This is a genomic window from Bacillus cereus group sp. MG1 (genome assembly GCF_040460035.1).
GTDB classification, from domain to species: domain Bacteria; phylum Bacillota; class Bacilli; order Bacillales; family Bacillaceae_G; genus Bacillus_A; species Bacillus_A cereus.
The window spans coordinates 1,651,748-1,669,948 of sequence record NZ_JARVGY010000001.1 but is presented as its reverse complement, the minus strand read 5'-3'; the positions used below and the strand labels follow the sequence as shown (position 1 = coordinate 1,669,948).

Genomic DNA, 18,201 nt, shown 5'->3' with positions numbered 1-18,201 from the left:
CATTCATATCATTACGCAACCCGTACGGATATATAGGGCATCTTTGTCTTATAAAAAGCGTACGTTGCGTATATCGTAACGTACGCTTTTTATGCATTCCTGTGCATATCGTCAAGCGGCGGTATGCTTTTTTTTGTTTATTTTCCCTTGTTTGGTTCCGATAAAAAACTTTGGAAGGTGGAAAAATGTGATGAGATTGTATGGGTTACGAAATGTAAATGTGATGGGTCTGGATAGTGGATAAAGAAATGAGAGGTAAACGAGAACGAGAAGGGAGAGGTTACATTGTTATCAGTATTACTAAAGTTAAAATGGTTTTTTAGGGAGCACTGGAAGAGATATAGTATTGCCATTGGAGCTCTTTTAATTGTGAATATAGTTGAAGTTATTCCCCCGAAAGTGTTAGGGGTTACGATAGATAATATAAAAACAGGAACGTTATCGAACGAAGCAATTATGCAATCTATTCTTATTTTAATAGGGGTTACAATCGTTGGGTATGGTCTTACTTTCGTATGGCAACATCAATTGTTTGGAGGTGCATTTGTACTTGAGAAAACGATGCGCTCTAAATTTATGGGGCATTTACTTAAGATGACGCCGACTTTTTATCAAAAAAATCGTACTGGCGACTTAATGGCGAGGGCAACGAATGATTTAAAAGCAATCGCTATGACAGCTGGTTTTGGTATATTAACGCTTGTGGATTCTAGTTTATACATGCTTACAATCGTTTTTATGATGGGATTTACAATTAGTTGGGAGCTTACATTTGCGGCACTTATACCGCTTCCGATTATGGCGTATGCGATGAATATATATGGAAAGAAATTGCATGAAAGATTTACTGTTGCGCAAGATGCATTCGGTGATATGAACGATAAAGTACTTGAGTCAATCGCTGGTGTGCGCGTTATTCGTGCGTATGTACAAGAGAACGCAGATCAAGAAAGATTTCATCATTTAGGAGATGACGTCTACGAAAAAAATATGAAGGTAGCTAGAATTGATGCACTATTTCAGCCAACTGTGAAAATGCTTGTTGGCCTTAGTTATTTAATTGGTTTAGTGTACGGCGCATATCTTGTATTTCAATCAAAGGTGACACTTGGTGAACTCGTTTCATTTAACGTGTATTTAGGGATGATGATTTGGCCGATGTTTGCAATTGGCGAATTAATTAATGTTATGCAAAGAGGAAACGCTTCGTTAGACCGTGTAAATGAAACGTTAGCGTATGAACCAGATGTAAAGGATCCGAAACATCCAAAGCTTGTGCAAGAGCCGGATTATATTCAGTTTGATGATGTTACCTTTTCATATCCTTCATCAACTGAAACAAATTTAAAAAAGGTTTCGTTTACATTAAAACAAGGGGAAACGCTTGGGGTTGTCGGGAAAACAGGAAGCGGAAAGACGACGCTTGTCCGTCAGCTTCTTCGTCAATATCCGCTTGGAGATGGGGATATTGCAGTCTCTGATGTGACGCTGGATAAAATGACGAATGAAAATGTACTCGGCTGGATTGGTTATGTACCGCAGGAGCATATTTTGTTCTCAAAAACAGCGCGAGAAAATATTTTATTCGGAAATAGGGAAGCGACTGAAGAAGAACTAGAGAAAGCGATTGAAATTGCTGCGTTTAAAAAGGATTTAGAGTTTTTACCAGAAGGGTTAGAAACGCTAGTTGGAGAGAAAGGTGTTTCTTTATCAGGAGGGCAAAAACAAAGGATCTCGATTGCAAGAGCTGTTATTCAAAATCCAGAAATTTTAATTTTGGACGATTCTTTATCAGCTGTAGATGCTCGTACGGAAGCAGCGATCATTGAAAATATAAGAACGGAAAGAAGCGGAAAGACGACGATTATTACGACGCATCGTTTATCTGCAGTGCAACATGCGGATTGGATTCTCGTTATGGATGAAGGCGCAGTTATAGAAGAAGGTACGCATGCTCAGCTTATCCAAAAGGGAGGCTGGTATGCTGAACAGTTTGAAAGACAACAAGGTGAAAGTGAAAGTGCGGATAGTGGGGTGAAAATATGAGCGTTTCAAAACGATTGTTTCAATACGCGATGAAAGTGAAAGGGACGATTTTTGCTGCGATGTTAATGTTATTTATTTTCGTCATCGCAGAGCTTGCTGGTCCTTTCGTCGCTAAAACGATGATTGACGATCATATCGTCGGGATAGAGAAACCTTGGTATGAAACAGAACAGAGTGAAGATGCTGTTTCGTATAATGGGGCTTTTTATAAGCGAAGTGATCGCTTTGAACAAGGCGAGAAAAAAGGGAAAGAAGTACGCGTGATGCAAGTCGGTTTTCAATATTATTTTGTACCGAATAAAGTAAATGCGGAAGGATCACGTACTGTAAAAGGGGATATGATTACCGTTCAAAATGGTAAGGCGGTGCAAGTGTATAAAGCGAAAGTATTGACGAAAGAAGAAGTGTTTGCGTTTTATAAACCAGAAATAAACCGTTTACTCCTACTTGGTGGTGGCTATTTTGCTTTATTAGTAGTCGTATCATTATTTGCATACGGAAAGCAGTTCTTCTTGCAAAAGGCAGCGAACAAAATTATTCAAATTATGAGGGAAGATGTTTTTTCTCATATTCAAACGTTGCCAATTCGTTATTTCGATCATTTACCAGCAGGGAAAATTGTGTCGCGTGTGACGAATGATACGGAAGCCATTCGTGATCTATACGTAACGGTACTTGCGACATTCGTTTCAAGTATCATCTATATTATTGGGATATTCGCTGCGCTATTTTTACTTGATGTAAAATTGGCGACGTTATGTTTACTCATTATCCCGATTTTAATCGTTTGGGCAATTCTTTATAGAAAATACGCGTCTGTATACAATCATAAAATGCGCTCTCGTTTATCTGATATTAACGGAACAGTAAATGAATCCATTCAAGGGATGCCAATTATTCAAGCGTTCCGTCAAGAGCGTGAAACGAAAAAAGAGTTTGAAGAATTAAATGGCGATTATTTTAAGTATCAAAATAAAATTTTGAATTTAAATGCAGCAACTTCTCATAATTTAGTATCCGTATTAAGAAATATCGCTTTCACAGGTGTGATTTGGTATTTCGGTGGCGCTTCATTAAGTGCTACAGGCGTCATTTCTCTAGGGATACTGTATGCGTTCGTTGATTATTTAACACGATTGTTCTCACCGATTACGAATATGGTGAACCAGCTTGCTAACTTAGAACAATCGCGTGTTGCATCAGAGCGTGTTTTTGAATTGTTAGAGGAAAAAGGAGAAGCAGTAGAAGAAGAGCGTATGCCTCGCTTACAAGGAAATGTGAAGTTTGATAATGTATCGTTTTCTTATAATGGGAAAGATGAAGTGTTAAAAAATATTTCTTTTGAAGCGAAACAAGGGGAGACCGTGGCACTTGTCGGTCATACTGGATCAGGAAAAAGTTCTATTATGAACGTACTCTTTCAGTTTTACGAGTTTGAAAAAGGAAAGCTTACGATTGATGGTCATGATGTAAAAGAGATGCCGAAACAAGCAACTCGTGAACATATGGGAATTGTACTGCAAGATCCGTTTTTATTTAGCGGAACAGTAGCATCTAATGTAAGTTTAGAAAATGAAAAAATTTCAAAAGAGCGCATCGTAAAAGCATTGCGTGATGTTGGTGCTGAAAGATTTGCGAACAATATAAATGAAGAAATTACGGAGAAAGGAAGTACTCTTTCAACCGGAGAACGTCAGCTTATATCGTTTGCTAGGGCGCTCGCTTTTGACCCAGCCATTTTAATTTTAGATGAAGCGACATCTAGTATCGATACAGAAACAGAGGCGATGATTCAACAAGCGCTAGAAGTTGTGAAAAAAGGAAGAACGACATTTATTATCGCTCACCGACTTTCAACAATTAAAAGCGCAGATCAAATTATTGTGCTTGATAGAGGAACCATTTTAGAAAAAGGGTCTCATGATGAGCTAATGAAAAAGCGCGGGCGTTATTATGATATGTACAAAACGCAAATGGAAGGGAACCAGAGCGCTTAATAGGTATGGGAGAGAACTTGTGATTTTCACAAGTTCTTTTTTTAGTGAATCAGGGCAGTTAAATAAGAAGTATTATTTTACCTTTCGTACAATAAATGCTATATTAAAAAATGTTACTTATTTTTTGTATGTAGCATTATTTTTCCCTTTTGTTTGATTATGAAGAAAAAGGATAAACTAAATAAGAACATTTTCATTGAAAAATTGTTCAAGATTGCATACAATCAATATAGTTTTTAAATTCCTATCAGAATACTTGGAGGATTACTATCATGAAGAAATTATTTTCAGTGCTTGCAGTAACTACATTAGCGATCGGGATTGTAGCCGGCTGCGGTAAAGAAGAGAAAAAAGATACAGCTAGTCAAGACGCGTTACAAAAGATAAAACAAAGCGGTGAACTTGTAATTGGAACAGAAGGTACATACGCACCGTTCACATTCCATGATTCAAGCAATAAATTAACTGGATTTGACGTTGAACTATCAGAAGAAGTTGCAAAACGTTTAGGTGTAAAACCTGTATTTAAAGAAACACAATGGGATAGCTTACTTGCTGGTTTAGATGCAAAACGTTTCGATATGGTTGCAAACGAAGTTGGTATTCGTGAAGACCGTCAAAAGAAATATGATTTCTCTAAACCGTACGTTTCATCTTCAGCGGCATTAGTTATTGCAAAAGATAAAGATAAGCCTGCTACATTTGCTGATGTAAAAGGTTTAAAAGGAGCACAATCTTTAACGAGTAACTATGCAGATATTGCTAAGAAAAACGGTGCGGAAATTATTGGTGTAGAAGGATTTAGCCAAGCGGCAGAATTATTAGCTTCAGGACGCGTTGATTTTACAATTAATGATAAGTTATCAGTATTAAATTATTTAGAAACGAAAAAAGATGCAAAAATTAAAATTGTAGATACTGAAAAAGAAGCTTCAGAAAGTGGATTCTTATTCCGTAAAGGTAGCACTAAGCTTGTACAAGAAGTAGATAAAGCGTTAGAAGATATGAAAAAAGACGGTACGTATGACAAAATAACGAAAAAATGGTTCGGTGAAAATGTATCTAAGTAGTGCATTAGTTTCAGATCGATTGTCTACTTGGATAGATATTATGCAGACTTCCTTCATGCCTATGCTGAAGGAAGCTGTTTTTACAACAATTCCATTAACGCTTATTACATTTATTATCGGGATTATACTTGCAACGTTAACAGCGCTCGCACGTATTTCTGGTAGTCGTATTTTACAATGGATTGCTCGTATCTATGTATCTATCATTCGCGGAACGCCACTTCTTGTACAGCTATTTATTATTTTCTATGGTCTTCCAACTCTTAATATTGAAGTTGAGCCATATACAGCAGCAGTTGTTGGATTTTCATTAAATGTCGGTGCATATGCATCTGAAATTATTCGTGCTTCTATCCTTTCCATTCCGAAAGGGCAGTGGGAAGCTGCTTATACAATTGGGATGACATACCCACAAGCGTTAAAACGTGTTATTTTACCGCAAGCAACGCGCGTATCAATCCCGCCGCTTTCGAATACATTTATTAGCTTAGTGAAAGATACTTCATTAGCATCGTTAATTTTAGTAACAGAAATGTTCCGAAAAGCGCAGGAAATTGCGGCAATGAACTACGAATTTTTAATTGTTTATTTCGAAGCAGGTCTTATTTATTGGGTTATTTGTTTCTTATTATCAATCGTACAACAGATGTTAGAAAAGCGTTCAGAACGCTATACATTAAAATAATCCTTTTACAAAAGGAGTTTTTGTTTTTATGATTTCAATTCAGCATTTACAAAAAAGTTTCGGAGATAATACCGTACTAAAGCATATAGATTTATCAGTTGAGAAGGGGGAAGTGGTTGTTATTATCGGTCCATCTGGATCTGGTAAAACGACATTCTTACGTTGTCTCAATGTATTAGAAACACCAAACGCTGGTAATATTCGAATCGGTAATAAAGAACTCGACTTCTCTCAAAAAGTAACGAAGAAAGATATTGTCAATCTTCGTACGCAAACAGGTATGGTATTCCAGCACCATAATTTATTCCCGCATTTAACAGCACTTCAAAATGTAATGGAAGGGCTCGTTACAGTGAAAAAGATGGGGAAAGAAGAAGCGAAGAAAAAAGCAAACTATTTCCTTGAAAAGGTTGGTCTTGCGGATAAAGTAGACTTATATCCGTTCCAATTATCAGGCGGACAACAACAGCGCGTTGGAATTGCGCGCGCGCTTGCGATGGAGCCGGAAGTGTTACTATTTGATGAGCCGACGTCAGCGCTTGATCCTGAACTCGTTCAAGAAGTTCTGAAAGTAATGAAAGAACTTGCTAAAGAAGGCATGACGATGGTTATTGTAACGCACGAAATGCGTTTTGCACATCAAATTGCAAACCGCGTTATTTTCATGGATGGCGGTGTCGTTGTCGAACAAGGTACACCAGAAGAAGTATTTACAAATCCAAAAGAAGAACGTACGAAGAAGTTTTTACAAATGTTGCAATAAATTAAGGAAGGTCTCAAGGCATATGCCTTGAGACCTTTTTGCCATATATATTTATTTGTGGAATCCGCCAAGGCTTTGCTCAGCCATTGCAACTAGACGTTTTGTGATTTCTCCACCAACTGAACCGTTAGCGCGAGCCGTAGAATCTGCTCCTAATTGTACACCAAATTCTTGAGCGATTTCGTACTTCATTTGATCGATTGCAGCTGTTGCACCTGGTACTACTAATTGATTTGAAGAATTTTGGTTTGCCATAGGAATATATCCTCCTTAGAGTTATAAAAGTTTTTTTGGTTGGACTAGCTGGAGTTGAACCAGATTATCGCCCCGATTGGCGCTAATCCATCGGTAATTAAGTTTGTACTCATAGTATGGATGTTACCTAGAAAGATATACAAAATAATAATTTGTAAATTTTGTCAAAAAAACTTATTGATTTCGTAAATTATGAAATAAGAGTAATCGTTGTATTTTTAAGAAAACAGGCCAAACTAAGGAGGATATTAAATATAATTTTCTCATTGTAGCCTGCTACTTGTAGGCTAATTATTAGCTTCTTATTTATGATTTATTGAAATAAAAATGAAATCGGTAGCAACTTTATAGTTCTATTTTTAAGTAGGGATGGAGTGGGCGCTCCTATGTTTGGATAGGTTGCTCTCTTCACTCTAAAAAAGAGAGGCTTTAAACGATAACGTATGGAGGAATCATGATGGGGATTTGCCCGCTTTGCAATGCATTAGAATCACAAACATATTCTTGTCAAAATTGCCAAAGTATACTCCAAGATTATGGGAAGTCTGTAGATTATATAGACGATTATAGTGCCTATATGGATCAAGAATTATTAAGTGCAGTAGATGGTTTAACGCATAATAATTCAAATGAATATTGCAATCATATTTTTTATTGCGGAGTATGTAACGTGGAAACTGAGGTTGTAGTAAAACTTGTGTAAATAGAAAACTTCCACCTTATTATCTAGGTGGAAGTTTTTGTTTTTGTATTTGTGAGTGAATCATAGGAGAAGGGATATGTTCGGTGTTTGATGAAGTCCCGGATTTTATCTGGGACATTTTTTCCTTTGCATCACGTAAGGAATGTTCAGTTAAGTAGATGGCATATTCGTAAAATAATTGGCGTGTCAGTTCACTTTGTTCTTTTAATTTGGCATCTTGGAATACAGTTCGCCCAGGTTTAGAGTTGGCTTCAAATAACCACGGATTTTCCTTTGTGTCTAAACCGATATCGAAACCAATCTCACCGATGTTTCCAGTTACTTGCTCGTCGAGTGCATAACTTATTTGCAGAGCTGTTTGTTTTAATTTATTTTCAATTTGAACTTGCTTCGTTGAATCTGGAAAAAGCTCTTGTAGCAACTTTGTATCACCGCCGCTATTTACATGAGTTGTTAAACTGCCTTTGCCGGCGATTTTGGCGACGATTGCACTAACTATCCAATTACCGAAATGATTTTTATTTGTATGAATGCGGAAATCAACAGGTTGACCATCAAAGCGAAGTAACGAAATACCTTGCTGTACGATAAACTTTTTTAAATCATGTCCTTTTAATACGTGGTTTAGAAGAGTTTCTAATGATTGATACTTTCTTAGTTTATTTTCTTCATTTTCGCGATAACGACAGTAGTAGCAATTTTCTGTTTGAGAATAAAATATTTGATGAATATTTCTACCAAAGCTCCCGTGTATTGGTTTCATGTACACTGATTTATATGTGCCAAGAAACCGTTCTACTTGTTCGAAATGCTGAAATGCTTCTGTATTTGGTAATAAGGGTTTAATTGATTCGTCTTTCATAAGAAGTTGATGAACTTCCCATTTATTGAAAAACCCTGGGTTAAACCATGGAATGGAGTAGTCTTGTTCTAACTTTCTTTTTGCTCTGACAATTGGTTTGTAATTTTCCGCTTGTCGATTCGGTAGTCGATCGTAAATGACGTTTGGTAAAGGAACCTTTTTCTTTATCCATTGTTTCTCTCGAAAGAAATATCCGTTAATTGTTTCTTCTTCCCAGTTTATATGTTGAACGCCAAAGACGAATACGAACGGTCGTAATGAGAATGGTGGTGTTAACAACTCACTGAGAGCAATTGAACGATTTCCTAAAGGGGTAGAAGAATCATCGTTAAAGCCAGTTGTAAAAATGCCGATTAATGGTCCGAAAATAATTGTTTGGTTTTGTGTGAATGCATGAATAGTAGTTGATTGAGGCAGTAAAAGTTTTTCGGCAATATGCTTTCCGATAATAATTTCGCGAGTAAAGGAATAATGAATTTTTACTTCTTCACTTGCTATATGACGTATGCCGAAGGAGAGGGATGTAATAGGTGGTGTAATAGAAAAAACGTAAGGTAAAGTAATGCTATTTGGATGTTCATCTGAAATATTTAATGTATATATATGTTCTTTCAAAATAGGTTTACCTCCTTTCATTATGGTGTAAAGCGACTGAATTTAAGTGGTCCGTGAAATATCTTTTCAGCTAATGAATCACTATGACGAATGTATTGTTCGTAAGGAGGGATCGTGTTGACATACATAAGCCAGATTGCACCTTTTTGATCCATAATTGTGGAAAGTTCTAGTTCAAATAACGAAGAATAAGACTGATCTAGTGTTTGGAATACTTCATTTATAATGTCGTGTAAAGCGTCGTGCAATAGTTGCACACCTGTACTAGATAGTACGTATTTAATTTTTGAAAATGAATGCAATGAATCATCGTCCGTTGCTGAGGGTAAAAGCTGATTAGGAAATGAGCTTTTTTGTATAAATTGACCGATAACATTCCAAGTTTGTTCTTTGTTTTTTTGCAAAATGGTTCGAATGTGCAGTGGATATGTTAATTGATTTGGTGGTTGTAGCATAGTGTGCGCTATGTAACGTGATGAACGTATGTTAGATTTACACCAAGATATAAATTCGTCTGTGCGTTTGATTGAAATAGAAGTATGGTATTTTTCATTTACTGTATCGATCTGAAACGTTTTATTTTTGTAAGCGACTCGATATAAGTTATCTTTAGAATGTATATTAGTGGGGCGTATAATAATATCTTTAGTTTTTAACAACAGTTTGAAAATGTTTTGTATCGTCGCAATTTCAAATTTTGGTATATAAGGAGACAGTTTTTTATTAGTGAGAAATAAATCATGTAGTTCACTTGAATTAATAAGTGTGTTATTTAAAAAGGTAGTGGAAGGACGATTGTGCAAAGAGTGAATAATTGATTTTACTTTTTCAAAGTCTGTTTCCTCTTGAAAAGAATAACGATCATATATATAAGAAGGAATAGGGAATGTTTGCTTTTTCCATTTTCCTGTATCTGTATCGTAAATAAGACCAGAAACAAGGTCTGTTTTAGGATCAATACAAAATGGCGTAAACTGGGCAACGACATTATGATAAAGCCGAGCGCGTTTAGCGATTTCGGTGTAATACGTTTGCTCATAATGAAGTTTAGAAGTTAAAAGGCCGAGAACCAACGAAATCACTCCTTTACTACTATTTGCATAATAGGCGAAGCTATATATTGCAAATACGTTTTTATACCATTATACTTTTGTCCGTATGATGATATGCTATAGTTTTGGAGAAGTGAAAGGTTGATTGTAATGAATATATGGTTAAATATGTTAACGACGACAGGACTCGGAGCAATTATTGGAGGATATACGAATCATTTAGCGATAAAAATGTTATTTCGTCCTCATCGTCCTATTTATATCGGAAAGTTTCAAGTTCCATTTACACCAGGGTTAATTCCGAAGCGGCGTGATGAACTTGCTGTTCAATTAGGAAAAATGGTTGTAGAACATTTGTTAACACCAGAAGGAATCGGAAAAAAGCTAACAAATGAAGAGTTTCAAAAAGGTTTAATTCACTGGGCGCAAGTGGAAGTGGATAAAGTAATTACGAATGAACAATCACTGCGATATATGTTAGAAAAATGGAATGTAGCACATGTAGAAGAAGAAGCGACTCGAAAAATCGAACATGTGATTACAGAAAAAATTCATGCATTTTTAGCAGAGTATTATACATATACATGGGAACAGGCTTTACCTCATTCTGTACATGAAAAGATAGAGAATGCGATTCCGAATGCCTCGGCGTTTATTTTAGAGCGAGGAATTAGCTTTTTTGAAAGTGAAGAAGGGAAAGCGCGTCTTTCAAAAATGATTGATGATTTCTTTGCTTCTCGTGGAACGCTACTTAACTTAGTTGGGATGTTTTTAGGAAATGTAAGTGTTGTGGATCGTGTGCAGCCAGAAGTTATTAAGTTTTTAGGGCAAGATGCTACAAAGCAGCTTTTAACTGACGTACTGCAAAAAGAGTGGGAAAAGTTAAAAGGAAGAGATGTAAAAGAATTAGAAGCATTTGTAGAGAAAGAAATGATTGTAAGCTCCGTGCTGTCAGCAGTTAAAGTAGAGGAAACAGTGAGTAAGTTTTTAAATCAATCTGTTCAGCAAGTATGTGAACCAGTTCGAGAAACAATTATTGAAAAAGTGGTTCCAAGTGCAGTAACGAAAGGCTTAAAGTGGGGAACAGAAAACGTAGAGAGTATACTAAACAATCTACACCTTGCGGAAATTGTCCAGCAAGAAGTGTCTACATTCTCAACAGAAAGATTAGAAGACTTAGTTCTGTCTATTACGAAAAACGAATTGAAAATGATTACGTATTTAGGAGCGTTATTAGGCGGAATGATCGGGCTCGTACAAGGATTGTTACTATTGTTTCTTAGATAATAAGGTGAGTACATAGAAATAAAAGTGAAATTTCTTCACATCTCTTGCATAGTTTGATATGGTAAGAAGAGGTGCGTATGTAAATGCACTGAAAAGGCAGTGCGTATGAAAAGCGCTAGCCTTCTAAAGGAGGAAAAATAAAATGACAAAGAACATTCATGATGTTGCATATGAATTACAAAAAGCAATCGCTGAAAACGAGGACTTCAAAACTTTAAAAGAGAGCTACGCAGCAGTTCAAGCTGACACAGCTTCAAAGAACTTATTCGATGAGTTCCGTACAATGCAACTTAGCCTACAACAAAAAATGATGCAAGGCCAAGAAATCACTGAAGAAGACAACCAACAAGCACAAGAAGTTGTAGCTCGCATTCAACAAGATGCTAAAATTACAAAATTAATGGAAACTGAGCAACGCCTAAACGTTGTAATCGGTGACGTTAACAAAATTATCATGAAGCCACTTGAAGAATTATATAGCGCGCAACAACAAGCGTAATAGTGGAAGACGCTCCTAGTTTAGGAGCGTCTTTTTTGTTTAGGGAATTTAATAGTTATATCACAAAAACTCCCTTTCAAAATAGCCATTTCTTATTGATTATTTTGAAAGGGATATGTAACACATCGGTTAATTTTTTTTATTGCTGTTAATTGAAGTTTTAATATTTTTTTCGTTCAAAAACTTTTCAATCTCTTTTTGTTTCCTCCCATTTATTTTCTCAAGGCGTTTCGTAAAAGAAAAATTGGCCTTGAATAAGTTACCATCTTGGGCGAGTTTGTCTAATTCTTGATCTAGCTCTACGAAAATATCCGTAGATGATGACATAAATTCATAGATTTCTTTTGAAGGTTTTTTATAATCAGTAGGTAAATTATTATTACTAATAAACTCATGGAAATTCATATCGTTTTGTTTCGCTAAATCAATTAGTTTTTGTAATTTTTCTCGGTCAGATTCCGTGAAATTCTTATCAAAATTTGTTGAAGCGAGAGGGATAATATTTTCAGATAACTTCCAACTATAATCTATATAATTTTTTATATTTTGTTTCATTTCGTCTTCATTAATAGTTTCATTTTTCTTTGAGGAACTAAATATATTTTCTGGAACTTTAATAGCAACATCTTTAATAGATTGTACATCGTTTTCTTCCTTAGGTTGTGCACTGTTTGAACAAGCTGATAGAAATAAAATTGTAAGTAACATGAGTGGATATAAAATATAATTTTTCATCTTAATCTCCTTTTGCATTAGTGTCGTTGCAAAATAGCTACATTCCATTTCAAATATTTAACTAAAGCTACGTATAGATGTTTTATTATTTGATAACATATGACGGATATTAGTAAGCCGATGCAAAAGGCTATGAATACATTGTAAACATCGGAATAACTGATTTGATGAAACCCTTTAAAGAATCCTAATCCTATTAATAAGATAGGTGAAATAATTAATAACGGAGTGGCAATTATAAGTGTTAGAAGAAGCGGTAATAGAAAGAGTAATACGAAAAAGGCGATAATGATAAATATAAAGTTTAAAAGACTTAAGCTCATAACAGAAAACAGTGCTGTCATAACGTTTTTTAGGCTGCGTTTCTTGTCAGCTTTACTGATTACATATGAAATATTAAGTTCTTTAGCGATAGTTTTAGGGTTTCCTAGCTTTTTAGAAATTTCCTCTTCAGATATTCCATCTTGTTTACCACTAATAAAATGAGTTTCGTACTCCGAGATAATATCCTCCTTTTCTAAATTAGGCATATTCTGCAGAGAGGAACTAAGTTGTTCCAAAAATTCATTTTTGTTCATAACAATCACTTTCCTTTATAGAATGATGAATTACAGTTGAGAATCTTATCTTCTTTCTAAACAGCACAATCTATATCTACCTTTTGAAGGGTATATATAAATTATAAAAAAAGATTCCAAATAATGGTTATTCCATTATTTACAAATATATCATTTGCTATTGTTCTTTGCAAGGTACTATAAATTTGTTAATAATGTGAATAAGTGGAAGTATTTTTGTACATTTTTAGAAGAGATATAAAAATGTTATTTTAAGATAAACAAAAGGTTGTAAGCGCATTCTTTAAATCTTGTCAAAATAATATCGAATTCATATTGTTGGAAAAATAATGCATTTGTAATATAATGATAAATGATACTTCACCACATTAATTAACTAGGTGAAATTAAAAATCTTTATTACACAAATTATGAAACAAAGGAATGATTAGTTTGAGTACAGGTGTAAAAGTAAACGACGTGAAGACAAAAACAAAAGGAGCAGATCTTGTTGTTGATTGTTTAATTAAACAAGGTGTTACACATGTTTTCGGTATTCCAGGAGCAAAGATTGACTCTGTATTTGATGTATTGCAAGAAAGAGGACCAGAGTTAATCGTTTGTCGTCATGAACAAAATGCAGCATTTATGGCAGCTGCTATTGGTAGATTAACAGGGAAACCGGGCGTATGTCTTGTAACTTCAGGACCAGGGACATCAAATTTAGCGACAGGTCTTGTTACTGCGAATGCGGAGAGTGATCCCGTTGTTGCTTTAGCTGGTGCAGTACCGCGTACGGATCGATTAAAACGTACGCATCAATCTATGGATAATGCTGCACTATTCGAACCAATCACAAAATATAGCGTAGAAGTAGAGCATCCTGATAATGTGCCAGAAGCACTTAGTAATGCATTTCGAAGTGCGACTTCCACAAATCCGGGAGCTACTTTAGTAAGTCTTCCGCAAGACGTTATGACTGCGGAAACAACTGTAGAGTCTATCGGTGCGCTTTCTAAGCCACAGCTTGGAATCGCTCCCACAAATGATATTACATATGTAGTAGAAAAAATAAAATCAGCGAAATTACCAGTTATTTTACTCGGTATGAGAGCGAGCACAAATGAAGTGACGAAAGCTGTTCGTAAATTAATTGCGGATACAGAACTTCCTGTCGTTGAAACATATCAAGCAGCTGGTGCGATTTCACGTGAGTTAGAAGATCATTTCTTCGGCCGCGTTGGATTATTCCGTAACCAACCAGGTGATATTTTACTAGAAGAAGCAGACCTTGTTATTTCTATCGGTTATGATCCAATCGAGTATGATCCAAAGTTCTGGAATAAACTTGGCGACAGAACGATTATTCATCTTGACGACCATCAAGCAGATATCGATCATGATTACCAACCAGAGCGTGAATTAATTGGTGATATTGCCTTAACGGTAAATAGCATCGCAGAAAAGTTACCGAAACTTGTGTTAAGTACGAAATCAGAAGCGGTATTAGAACGATTACGCGCAAAATTATCAGAACAAGCAGAAGTTCCAAATCGTCCTGCAGAAGGTGTTACGCATCCACTTCAAGTGATTCGTACGCTTCGTTCTTTAATTAGTGACGATACAACCGTTACATGTGACATCGGTTCCCATTCTATTTGGATGGCGAGATGTTTCCGTTCTTATGAACCACGTAGATTATTATTTAGTAACGGTATGCAAACGTTAGGTGTTGCACTTCCTTGGGCAATCGCAGCTACTTTAGTAGAACCAGGTAAAAAAGTAGTTTCCGTATCAGGTGACGGTGGTTTCTTATTCTCAGCGATGGAGTTAGAAACGGCGGTACGTTTAAATTCTCCAATCGTCCATCTTGTTTGGAGAGACGGCACATATGATATGGTTGCATTCCAACAAATGATGAAATACGGCAGAACATCCGCTACAGAGTTTGGCGATGTTGATCTTGTGAAATATGCGGAAAGTTTCGGGGCGTTAGGTCTTCGTGTTAACACGCCTGATGAATTAGAAGGCGTATTAAAAGAAGGATTAGCAGCAGACGGCCCTGTCATTATTGATATTCCAATTGACTATCGTGACAACATTAAATTAAGCGAAAAATTATTACCAAACCAATTAAACTAATGGAGGCAGATTTGAGATGACTGTTGCGCAATTAATTGATATTGATGCAAAAAAAACGAAAATGAGTAATGAAGTATATCAAACATCTACAATGCTTGCGCTATTAGATGGTATATATGATGGTGTGATTAGCTTTGAAGATTTGAAAAAACATGGTGATTTTGGCATCGGCACATTTGATCAATTAGACGGTGAAATGATTGCATTTGATAATGAATTTTATCATTTACGTTCAGACGGTTCAGCGGAAAAAGTAGAGCCAGAAGAAACAACGCCATTTGCAACTGTAACGTTTTTTGAAAAAGAAATGAGTTATACGGTAGAGCGTCCGATGAATCGTGAAGAAGTTGAAGCGTTATTACATGAATTGATGCCAAGTAAAAACTTATTTTACGCTATTCGAATGGACGGTACGTTCCGTGAAGTAAGGACGAGAACTGTTCCAAGACAAGAAAAACCGTATACACCGCTCGTTGAAGTGACGAAATCACAGCCAATCTTTTCATTTGAAAATACAGAAGGTACGCTTGCTGGATTTTGGACACCAGATTACGCACAAGGTATTGGGGTAGCTGGATTCCACTTACATTACATTGATGATGAAAGAAGCGGGGGCGGACATGTTTTCGACTATGTTGTAGAAAACTGTACGATCCAAATTTGTCAAAAAGCTCATATGCATTTAGCACTTCCAGAAACAGCAGATTTTATGGCGGCTGAATTATCAAGAGAAAACTTAGAGGATAATATTGCAACTGCGGAAGGTGCAGAGTAAAAGGGAAGCCGATTCGGCTTCTCTTTTATTTTGAGTTACTCCCGATATGCGGAACAATGCTCATCAGAAATAGAATAGTTCTCTTTACCAGTTAAGGCTGATACTTCTACTAATTGATGTCCAAGCCCATCCCATCCCATCCCATACTGTAACAGTATATAAGGATGACCATTTAATATTCCCACGAGCGAGTCGGAAAGAATAATAGTCGTTATCTGTTGTTACTAAAACTTTGTTATAAATAATATTTTTCGTTTTTTTATTTTGTAAAATAAGGACAAAGTCTAGTTTATCTTCTTCTTTCGGAATTTGTAGTATTCTTGCTACAAACATTCCATTTGGGTTTTTCTTCCTTTTATGTACTTTTTCTGATTCTATTTTTAGTTCAGGTTTGCCTCTCATAATCTCTCCCTTTAACATATGCTTACTTCTTTGAAACAAACGGATGTCCCTCATAATAAAAACGCCACGGATAATGTACAGCTTCTTCTGCATAGTCGATATTAATACGAGGTCCTGCTGTTATTTTATATTGTGATGATATGTGTTCTTCTTTTGGAACTAATTCAATATGTAACGTATCACTTTGTAACGATACACCGCGTTCTTCTAAAGTAATTCCGAGGGCACGGCATAGTTTGCCAGGACCGTTCGTTAAATTTTTGTACTGCGCTTTTGTAATTTCGGTCTTATTGTAGCGCGCTAGTTTTATTTCTTCTATTCCATCTACCGGCTCAAGGGCTCGAATGAGAACACCTTGCGGGGTGCCCGCTGGTGCTGTAATAACGTTAAAGCAATGATACATACCGTAAATTAAATATACGTAAGCATGCCCTGGTGCACCAAACATAACTTCTGTGCGGTCCGTTCGTCTGCCTCCGTAACTATGTGCGGCCTTATCATCGGGGCCTTTATATGCTTCTACTTCTACAATGATTCCGCTTCGCTTTATTCCGTCTACAATATGAACAAGTTTTTGTCCGAGTAATTTTTTTGCGACTTCTAACGTATCGCCTTCATAAAAAGAAGGAGGTGCCTGCATTGTACTATCTCCTTTACTAAGTGTATATGTATATAGTAAACCAAATTTTCAGTAGTAATTCTAACTCGTTCTATTTATCGGGTTTATTTCATAAATTATGGATAGAGTACAACAGCGAAGAGGGGGAGTGCGACATGATTTATCGCTTACTAGCTCTTAATATAGATGGGACACTACTATACAACAATGGAAAAATTGCAAAAGGATTAAGAGAAACAATTGAATTTGTAAAAAGAAAAGATGTATATGTTACGTTATTTACGAGTCGTAATTTTCAATCCGCTCATAAAGTAGCAAAGGCGTTAAAATTAGATTCTATATTAGTGACACATGGTGGTGCTTTCGTTTCAGCAACGTTAGATAAGCCGTACGTTCAAAGAAGATTATCTGAAGAGAAGACTTTTAACATTGTGCAAGTGTTAGAGCACTTTGATTGTAACGTACGTATTTCTCATGAACGGTTTTCAATCGGAAATCGTGAGAGAAATACACCAAACTTAATTGCGCGCACTGTATTATCAAGTGCAGACCCGTTATTTTATCCAGTTCAATTTGTAGATTCGTTAGGTGATGCGCTTCGTGACCATCCGGTAGCGGCGCCAAAAATTGATGTTCTTTTCCAAACTAAAGGTGAAAAAGAACGCGGGCTAAATACATTAAGAAAAGCATTCCAAGATGTAGAGTATGTTGAATGTGATTCAAAACGAATAGAAATTTTACCGCAAAATGTATCAAAGTTACGTGGATTACAATTGCTTGGAGAGCATTTAAATATTTCGCTAAATGAAATGGTTGCGATTGGAGATAGTATGGAAGATTTAGAGGTTATTGAAAACGTGGGACTTGGGGTAGCGATGGGGAACGCGCCTGTAGAATTAAAGCAAGCAGCAGATTGGATCACACGTTCAAATAGTGAAAACGGTGTAGAGTATATGATTAAAGAGCATTTCCGTAAGCAATTCCCGCTTCCGTTTTTGAAGAATCATAAAAATACACCGAAACGATGACAGAAAAACGTAGCTTTTTGGCTACGTTTTTTTGTTTATCTTATTAAAAACAGTGAAAGCGTTTTAAAATATGAATTGTGTATGAAATCTATACAATTCACTTGAATCC

At 36.0% G+C, this 18,201-nt stretch carries 17 protein-coding genes and 1 pseudogene; 11 read left to right on the top strand and 7 right to left on the bottom strand.

Going from position 1 to position 18,201, the window contains the following annotated elements:
* Positions 1-285: 285 nt before the first annotated feature.
* The 5 genes from QCI79_RS08650 (at position 286) to QCI79_RS08630 (ending at position 6,561) form a co-directional block, all read left to right on the top strand.
* Positions 286-2,046, top strand: a complete 1,761-nt coding sequence (locus tag QCI79_RS08650; RefSeq protein WP_000953787.1) for an ABC transporter ATP-binding protein — start codon at positions 286-288, stop codon at positions 2,044-2,046.
* Positions 2,043-4,043 (top strand): ABC transporter ATP-binding protein, encoded by a 2,001-nt coding sequence (locus tag QCI79_RS08645; protein ID WP_021727554.1) that lies wholly within the window; start codon positions 2,043-2,045, stop codon positions 4,041-4,043. Before QCI79_RS08650 ends, QCI79_RS08645 begins: the two co-directional genes overlap by 4 nt.
* Before the next feature lie 272 nt (positions 4,044-4,315).
* Entirely contained in the window at positions 4,316-5,113 is a 798-nt protein-coding gene (locus tag QCI79_RS08640) for an amino acid ABC transporter substrate-binding protein (RefSeq protein WP_000732836.1), read from the top strand.
* The gene (locus tag QCI79_RS08635) at positions 5,100-5,798 is read left to right on the top strand and encodes an amino acid ABC transporter permease (RefSeq protein WP_000281499.1); all 699 of its coding nucleotides are present in this window, start codon (positions 5,100-5,102) and stop codon (positions 5,796-5,798) included. The genes QCI79_RS08640 and QCI79_RS08635 overlap by 14 nt, the downstream gene beginning before the upstream one ends.
* Before the next feature lie 28 nt (positions 5,799-5,826).
* Complete coding sequence (locus QCI79_RS08630) at positions 5,827-6,561, top strand: amino acid ABC transporter ATP-binding protein (protein ID WP_000623594.1); 735 nt, start codon at positions 5,827-5,829, stop codon at positions 6,559-6,561.
* A 51-nt stretch (positions 6,562-6,612) separates the two neighbouring features.
* Here the strand turns inward: QCI79_RS08630 and sasP are convergent, their stop codons facing one another.
* Positions 6,613-6,816, bottom strand: a complete 204-nt coding sequence (gene sasP / locus QCI79_RS08625) for a small acid-soluble spore protein, SasP family (RefSeq protein WP_000013338.1) — start codon at positions 6,814-6,816, stop codon at positions 6,613-6,615.
* A 457-nt stretch (positions 6,817-7,273) separates the two neighbouring features.
* On the opposite strand from sasP, the gene QCI79_RS08620 reads away from it, so the two are divergent.
* The gene (locus QCI79_RS08620; RefSeq protein WP_000510474.1) at positions 7,274-7,519 is read left to right on the top strand and encodes a hypothetical protein; all 246 of its coding nucleotides are present in this window, start codon (positions 7,274-7,276) and stop codon (positions 7,517-7,519) included.
* A gap of 19 nt (positions 7,520-7,538) precedes the next feature.
* Here the strand turns inward: QCI79_RS08620 and QCI79_RS08615 are convergent, their stop codons facing one another.
* Both QCI79_RS08615 and QCI79_RS08610 read right to left on the bottom strand, forming a co-directional pair.
* The gene (locus QCI79_RS08615) at positions 7,539-8,996 is read right to left on the bottom strand and encodes a YheC/YheD family endospore coat-associated protein (protein WP_000658106.1); all 1,458 of its coding nucleotides are present in this window, start codon (positions 8,994-8,996) and stop codon (positions 7,539-7,541) included.
* Between the two features lie 20 nt (positions 8,997-9,016).
* A complete protein-coding gene (locus QCI79_RS08610) occupies positions 9,017-10,069 on the bottom strand; it encodes a YheC/YheD family endospore coat-associated protein (RefSeq protein WP_000242815.1) in 1,053 nt (350 codons plus the stop codon).
* A 129-nt stretch (positions 10,070-10,198) separates the two neighbouring features.
* Here QCI79_RS08610 and QCI79_RS08605 point away from each other — a divergent pair, with 129 nt between their 5' ends.
* Positions 10,199-11,335, top strand: coding sequence for a DUF445 domain-containing protein (locus QCI79_RS08605; protein WP_001985918.1), 1,137 nt, complete (start codon positions 10,199-10,201; stop codon positions 11,333-11,335).
* 142 nt (positions 11,336-11,477) lie between these two features.
* Complete coding sequence (locus QCI79_RS08600) at positions 11,478-11,834, top strand: YlbF/YmcA family competence regulator (RefSeq protein WP_000164614.1); 357 nt, start codon at positions 11,478-11,480, stop codon at positions 11,832-11,834.
* 129 nt (positions 11,835-11,963) lie between these two features.
* Here the strand turns inward: QCI79_RS08600 and QCI79_RS08595 are convergent, their stop codons facing one another.
* Together QCI79_RS08595 and QCI79_RS08590 are read right to left on the bottom strand one after the other, a co-directional pair.
* Entirely contained in the window at positions 11,964-12,569 is a 606-nt protein-coding gene (locus QCI79_RS08595) for an NDxxF motif lipoprotein (RefSeq protein ID WP_000800758.1), read from the bottom strand.
* 17 nt (positions 12,570-12,586) lie between these two features.
* Complete coding sequence (locus QCI79_RS08590) at positions 12,587-13,147, bottom strand: HAAS signaling domain-containing protein (protein ID WP_021727553.1); 561 nt, start codon at positions 13,145-13,147, stop codon at positions 12,587-12,589.
* A gap of 432 nt (positions 13,148-13,579) precedes the next feature.
* Between QCI79_RS08590 and alsS the strand changes: the two genes are divergently transcribed.
* Entirely contained in the window at positions 13,580-15,268 is a 1,689-nt protein-coding gene (alsS, locus tag QCI79_RS08585; protein WP_000103547.1) for an acetolactate synthase AlsS, read from the top strand.
* Positions 15,269-15,284: 16 nt separating this feature from the next.
* Positions 15,285-16,043 carry an alpha-acetolactate decarboxylase gene (gene alsD, locus QCI79_RS08580; RefSeq protein WP_000215005.1) on the top strand — a complete coding sequence of 253 codons (759 nt, stop codon included), beginning with the start codon at positions 15,285-15,287 and terminating at the stop codon, positions 16,041-16,043.
* Positions 16,044-16,078: 35 nt separating this feature from the next.
* Here alsD and QCI79_RS08575 read toward each other — a convergent pair.
* A pseudogene (locus QCI79_RS08575) lies at positions 16,079-16,445 on the bottom strand (hypothetical protein).
* Positions 16,446-16,467: 22 nt separating this feature from the next.
* Positions 16,468-17,085: a DNA-3-methyladenine glycosylase gene (locus tag QCI79_RS08570; protein ID WP_001148778.1), complete on the bottom strand. Its 618-nt coding sequence runs from the start codon at positions 17,083-17,085 to the stop codon at positions 16,468-16,470.
* A gap of 134 nt (positions 17,086-17,219) precedes the next feature.
* On the opposite strand from QCI79_RS08570, the gene QCI79_RS08565 reads away from it, so the two are divergent.
* Complete coding sequence (locus QCI79_RS08565; protein WP_000640430.1) at positions 17,220-18,092, top strand: Cof-type HAD-IIB family hydrolase; 873 nt, start codon at positions 17,220-17,222, stop codon at positions 18,090-18,092.
* The last annotated feature ends 109 nt before the right edge of the window (positions 18,093-18,201 follow it).

Bases quoted from the DNA above. Each gene is read 5' to 3' on its own strand.
- QCI79_RS08640 (WP_000732836.1), top strand. From the start codon at position 4,316: ATGAAGAAATTATTTTCAGTGCTTGCAGTAACTACATTAGCGATCGGG.
- QCI79_RS08600 (WP_000164614.1), top strand. From the start codon at position 11,478: ATGACAAAGAACATTCATGATGTTGCATATGAATTACAAAAAGCAATC.
- QCI79_RS08565 (WP_000640430.1), top strand. From the start codon at position 17,220: ATGATTTATCGCTTACTAGCTCTTAATATAGATGGGACACTACTATAC.
- QCI79_RS08595 (WP_000800758.1), bottom strand. From the start codon at position 12,569: ATGAAAAATTATATTTTATATCCACTCATGTTACTTACAATTTTATTT.
- alsD (WP_000215005.1), top strand. From the start codon at position 15,285: ATGACTGTTGCGCAATTAATTGATATTGATGCAAAAAAAACGAAAATG.
- QCI79_RS08620 (WP_000510474.1), top strand. From the start codon at position 7,274: ATGGGGATTTGCCCGCTTTGCAATGCATTAGAATCACAAACATATTCT.
- QCI79_RS08605 (WP_001985918.1), top strand. From the start codon at position 10,199: ATGAATATATGGTTAAATATGTTAACGACGACAGGACTCGGAGCAATT.
- QCI79_RS08635 (WP_000281499.1), top strand. From the start codon at position 5,100: ATGTATCTAAGTAGTGCATTAGTTTCAGATCGATTGTCTACTTGGATA.
- QCI79_RS08645 (WP_021727554.1), top strand. From the start codon at position 2,043: ATGAGCGTTTCAAAACGATTGTTTCAATACGCGATGAAAGTGAAAGGG.
- QCI79_RS08590 (WP_021727553.1), bottom strand. From the start codon at position 13,147: ATGAACAAAAATGAATTTTTGGAACAACTTAGTTCCTCTCTGCAGAAT.
- QCI79_RS08630 (WP_000623594.1), top strand. From the start codon at position 5,827: ATGATTTCAATTCAGCATTTACAAAAAAGTTTCGGAGATAATACCGTA.
- QCI79_RS08570 (WP_001148778.1), bottom strand. From the start codon at position 17,085: ATGCAGGCACCTCCTTCTTTTTATGAAGGCGATACGTTAGAAGTCGCA.
- sasP (WP_000013338.1), bottom strand. From the start codon at position 6,816: ATGGCAAACCAAAATTCTTCAAATCAATTAGTAGTACCAGGTGCAACA.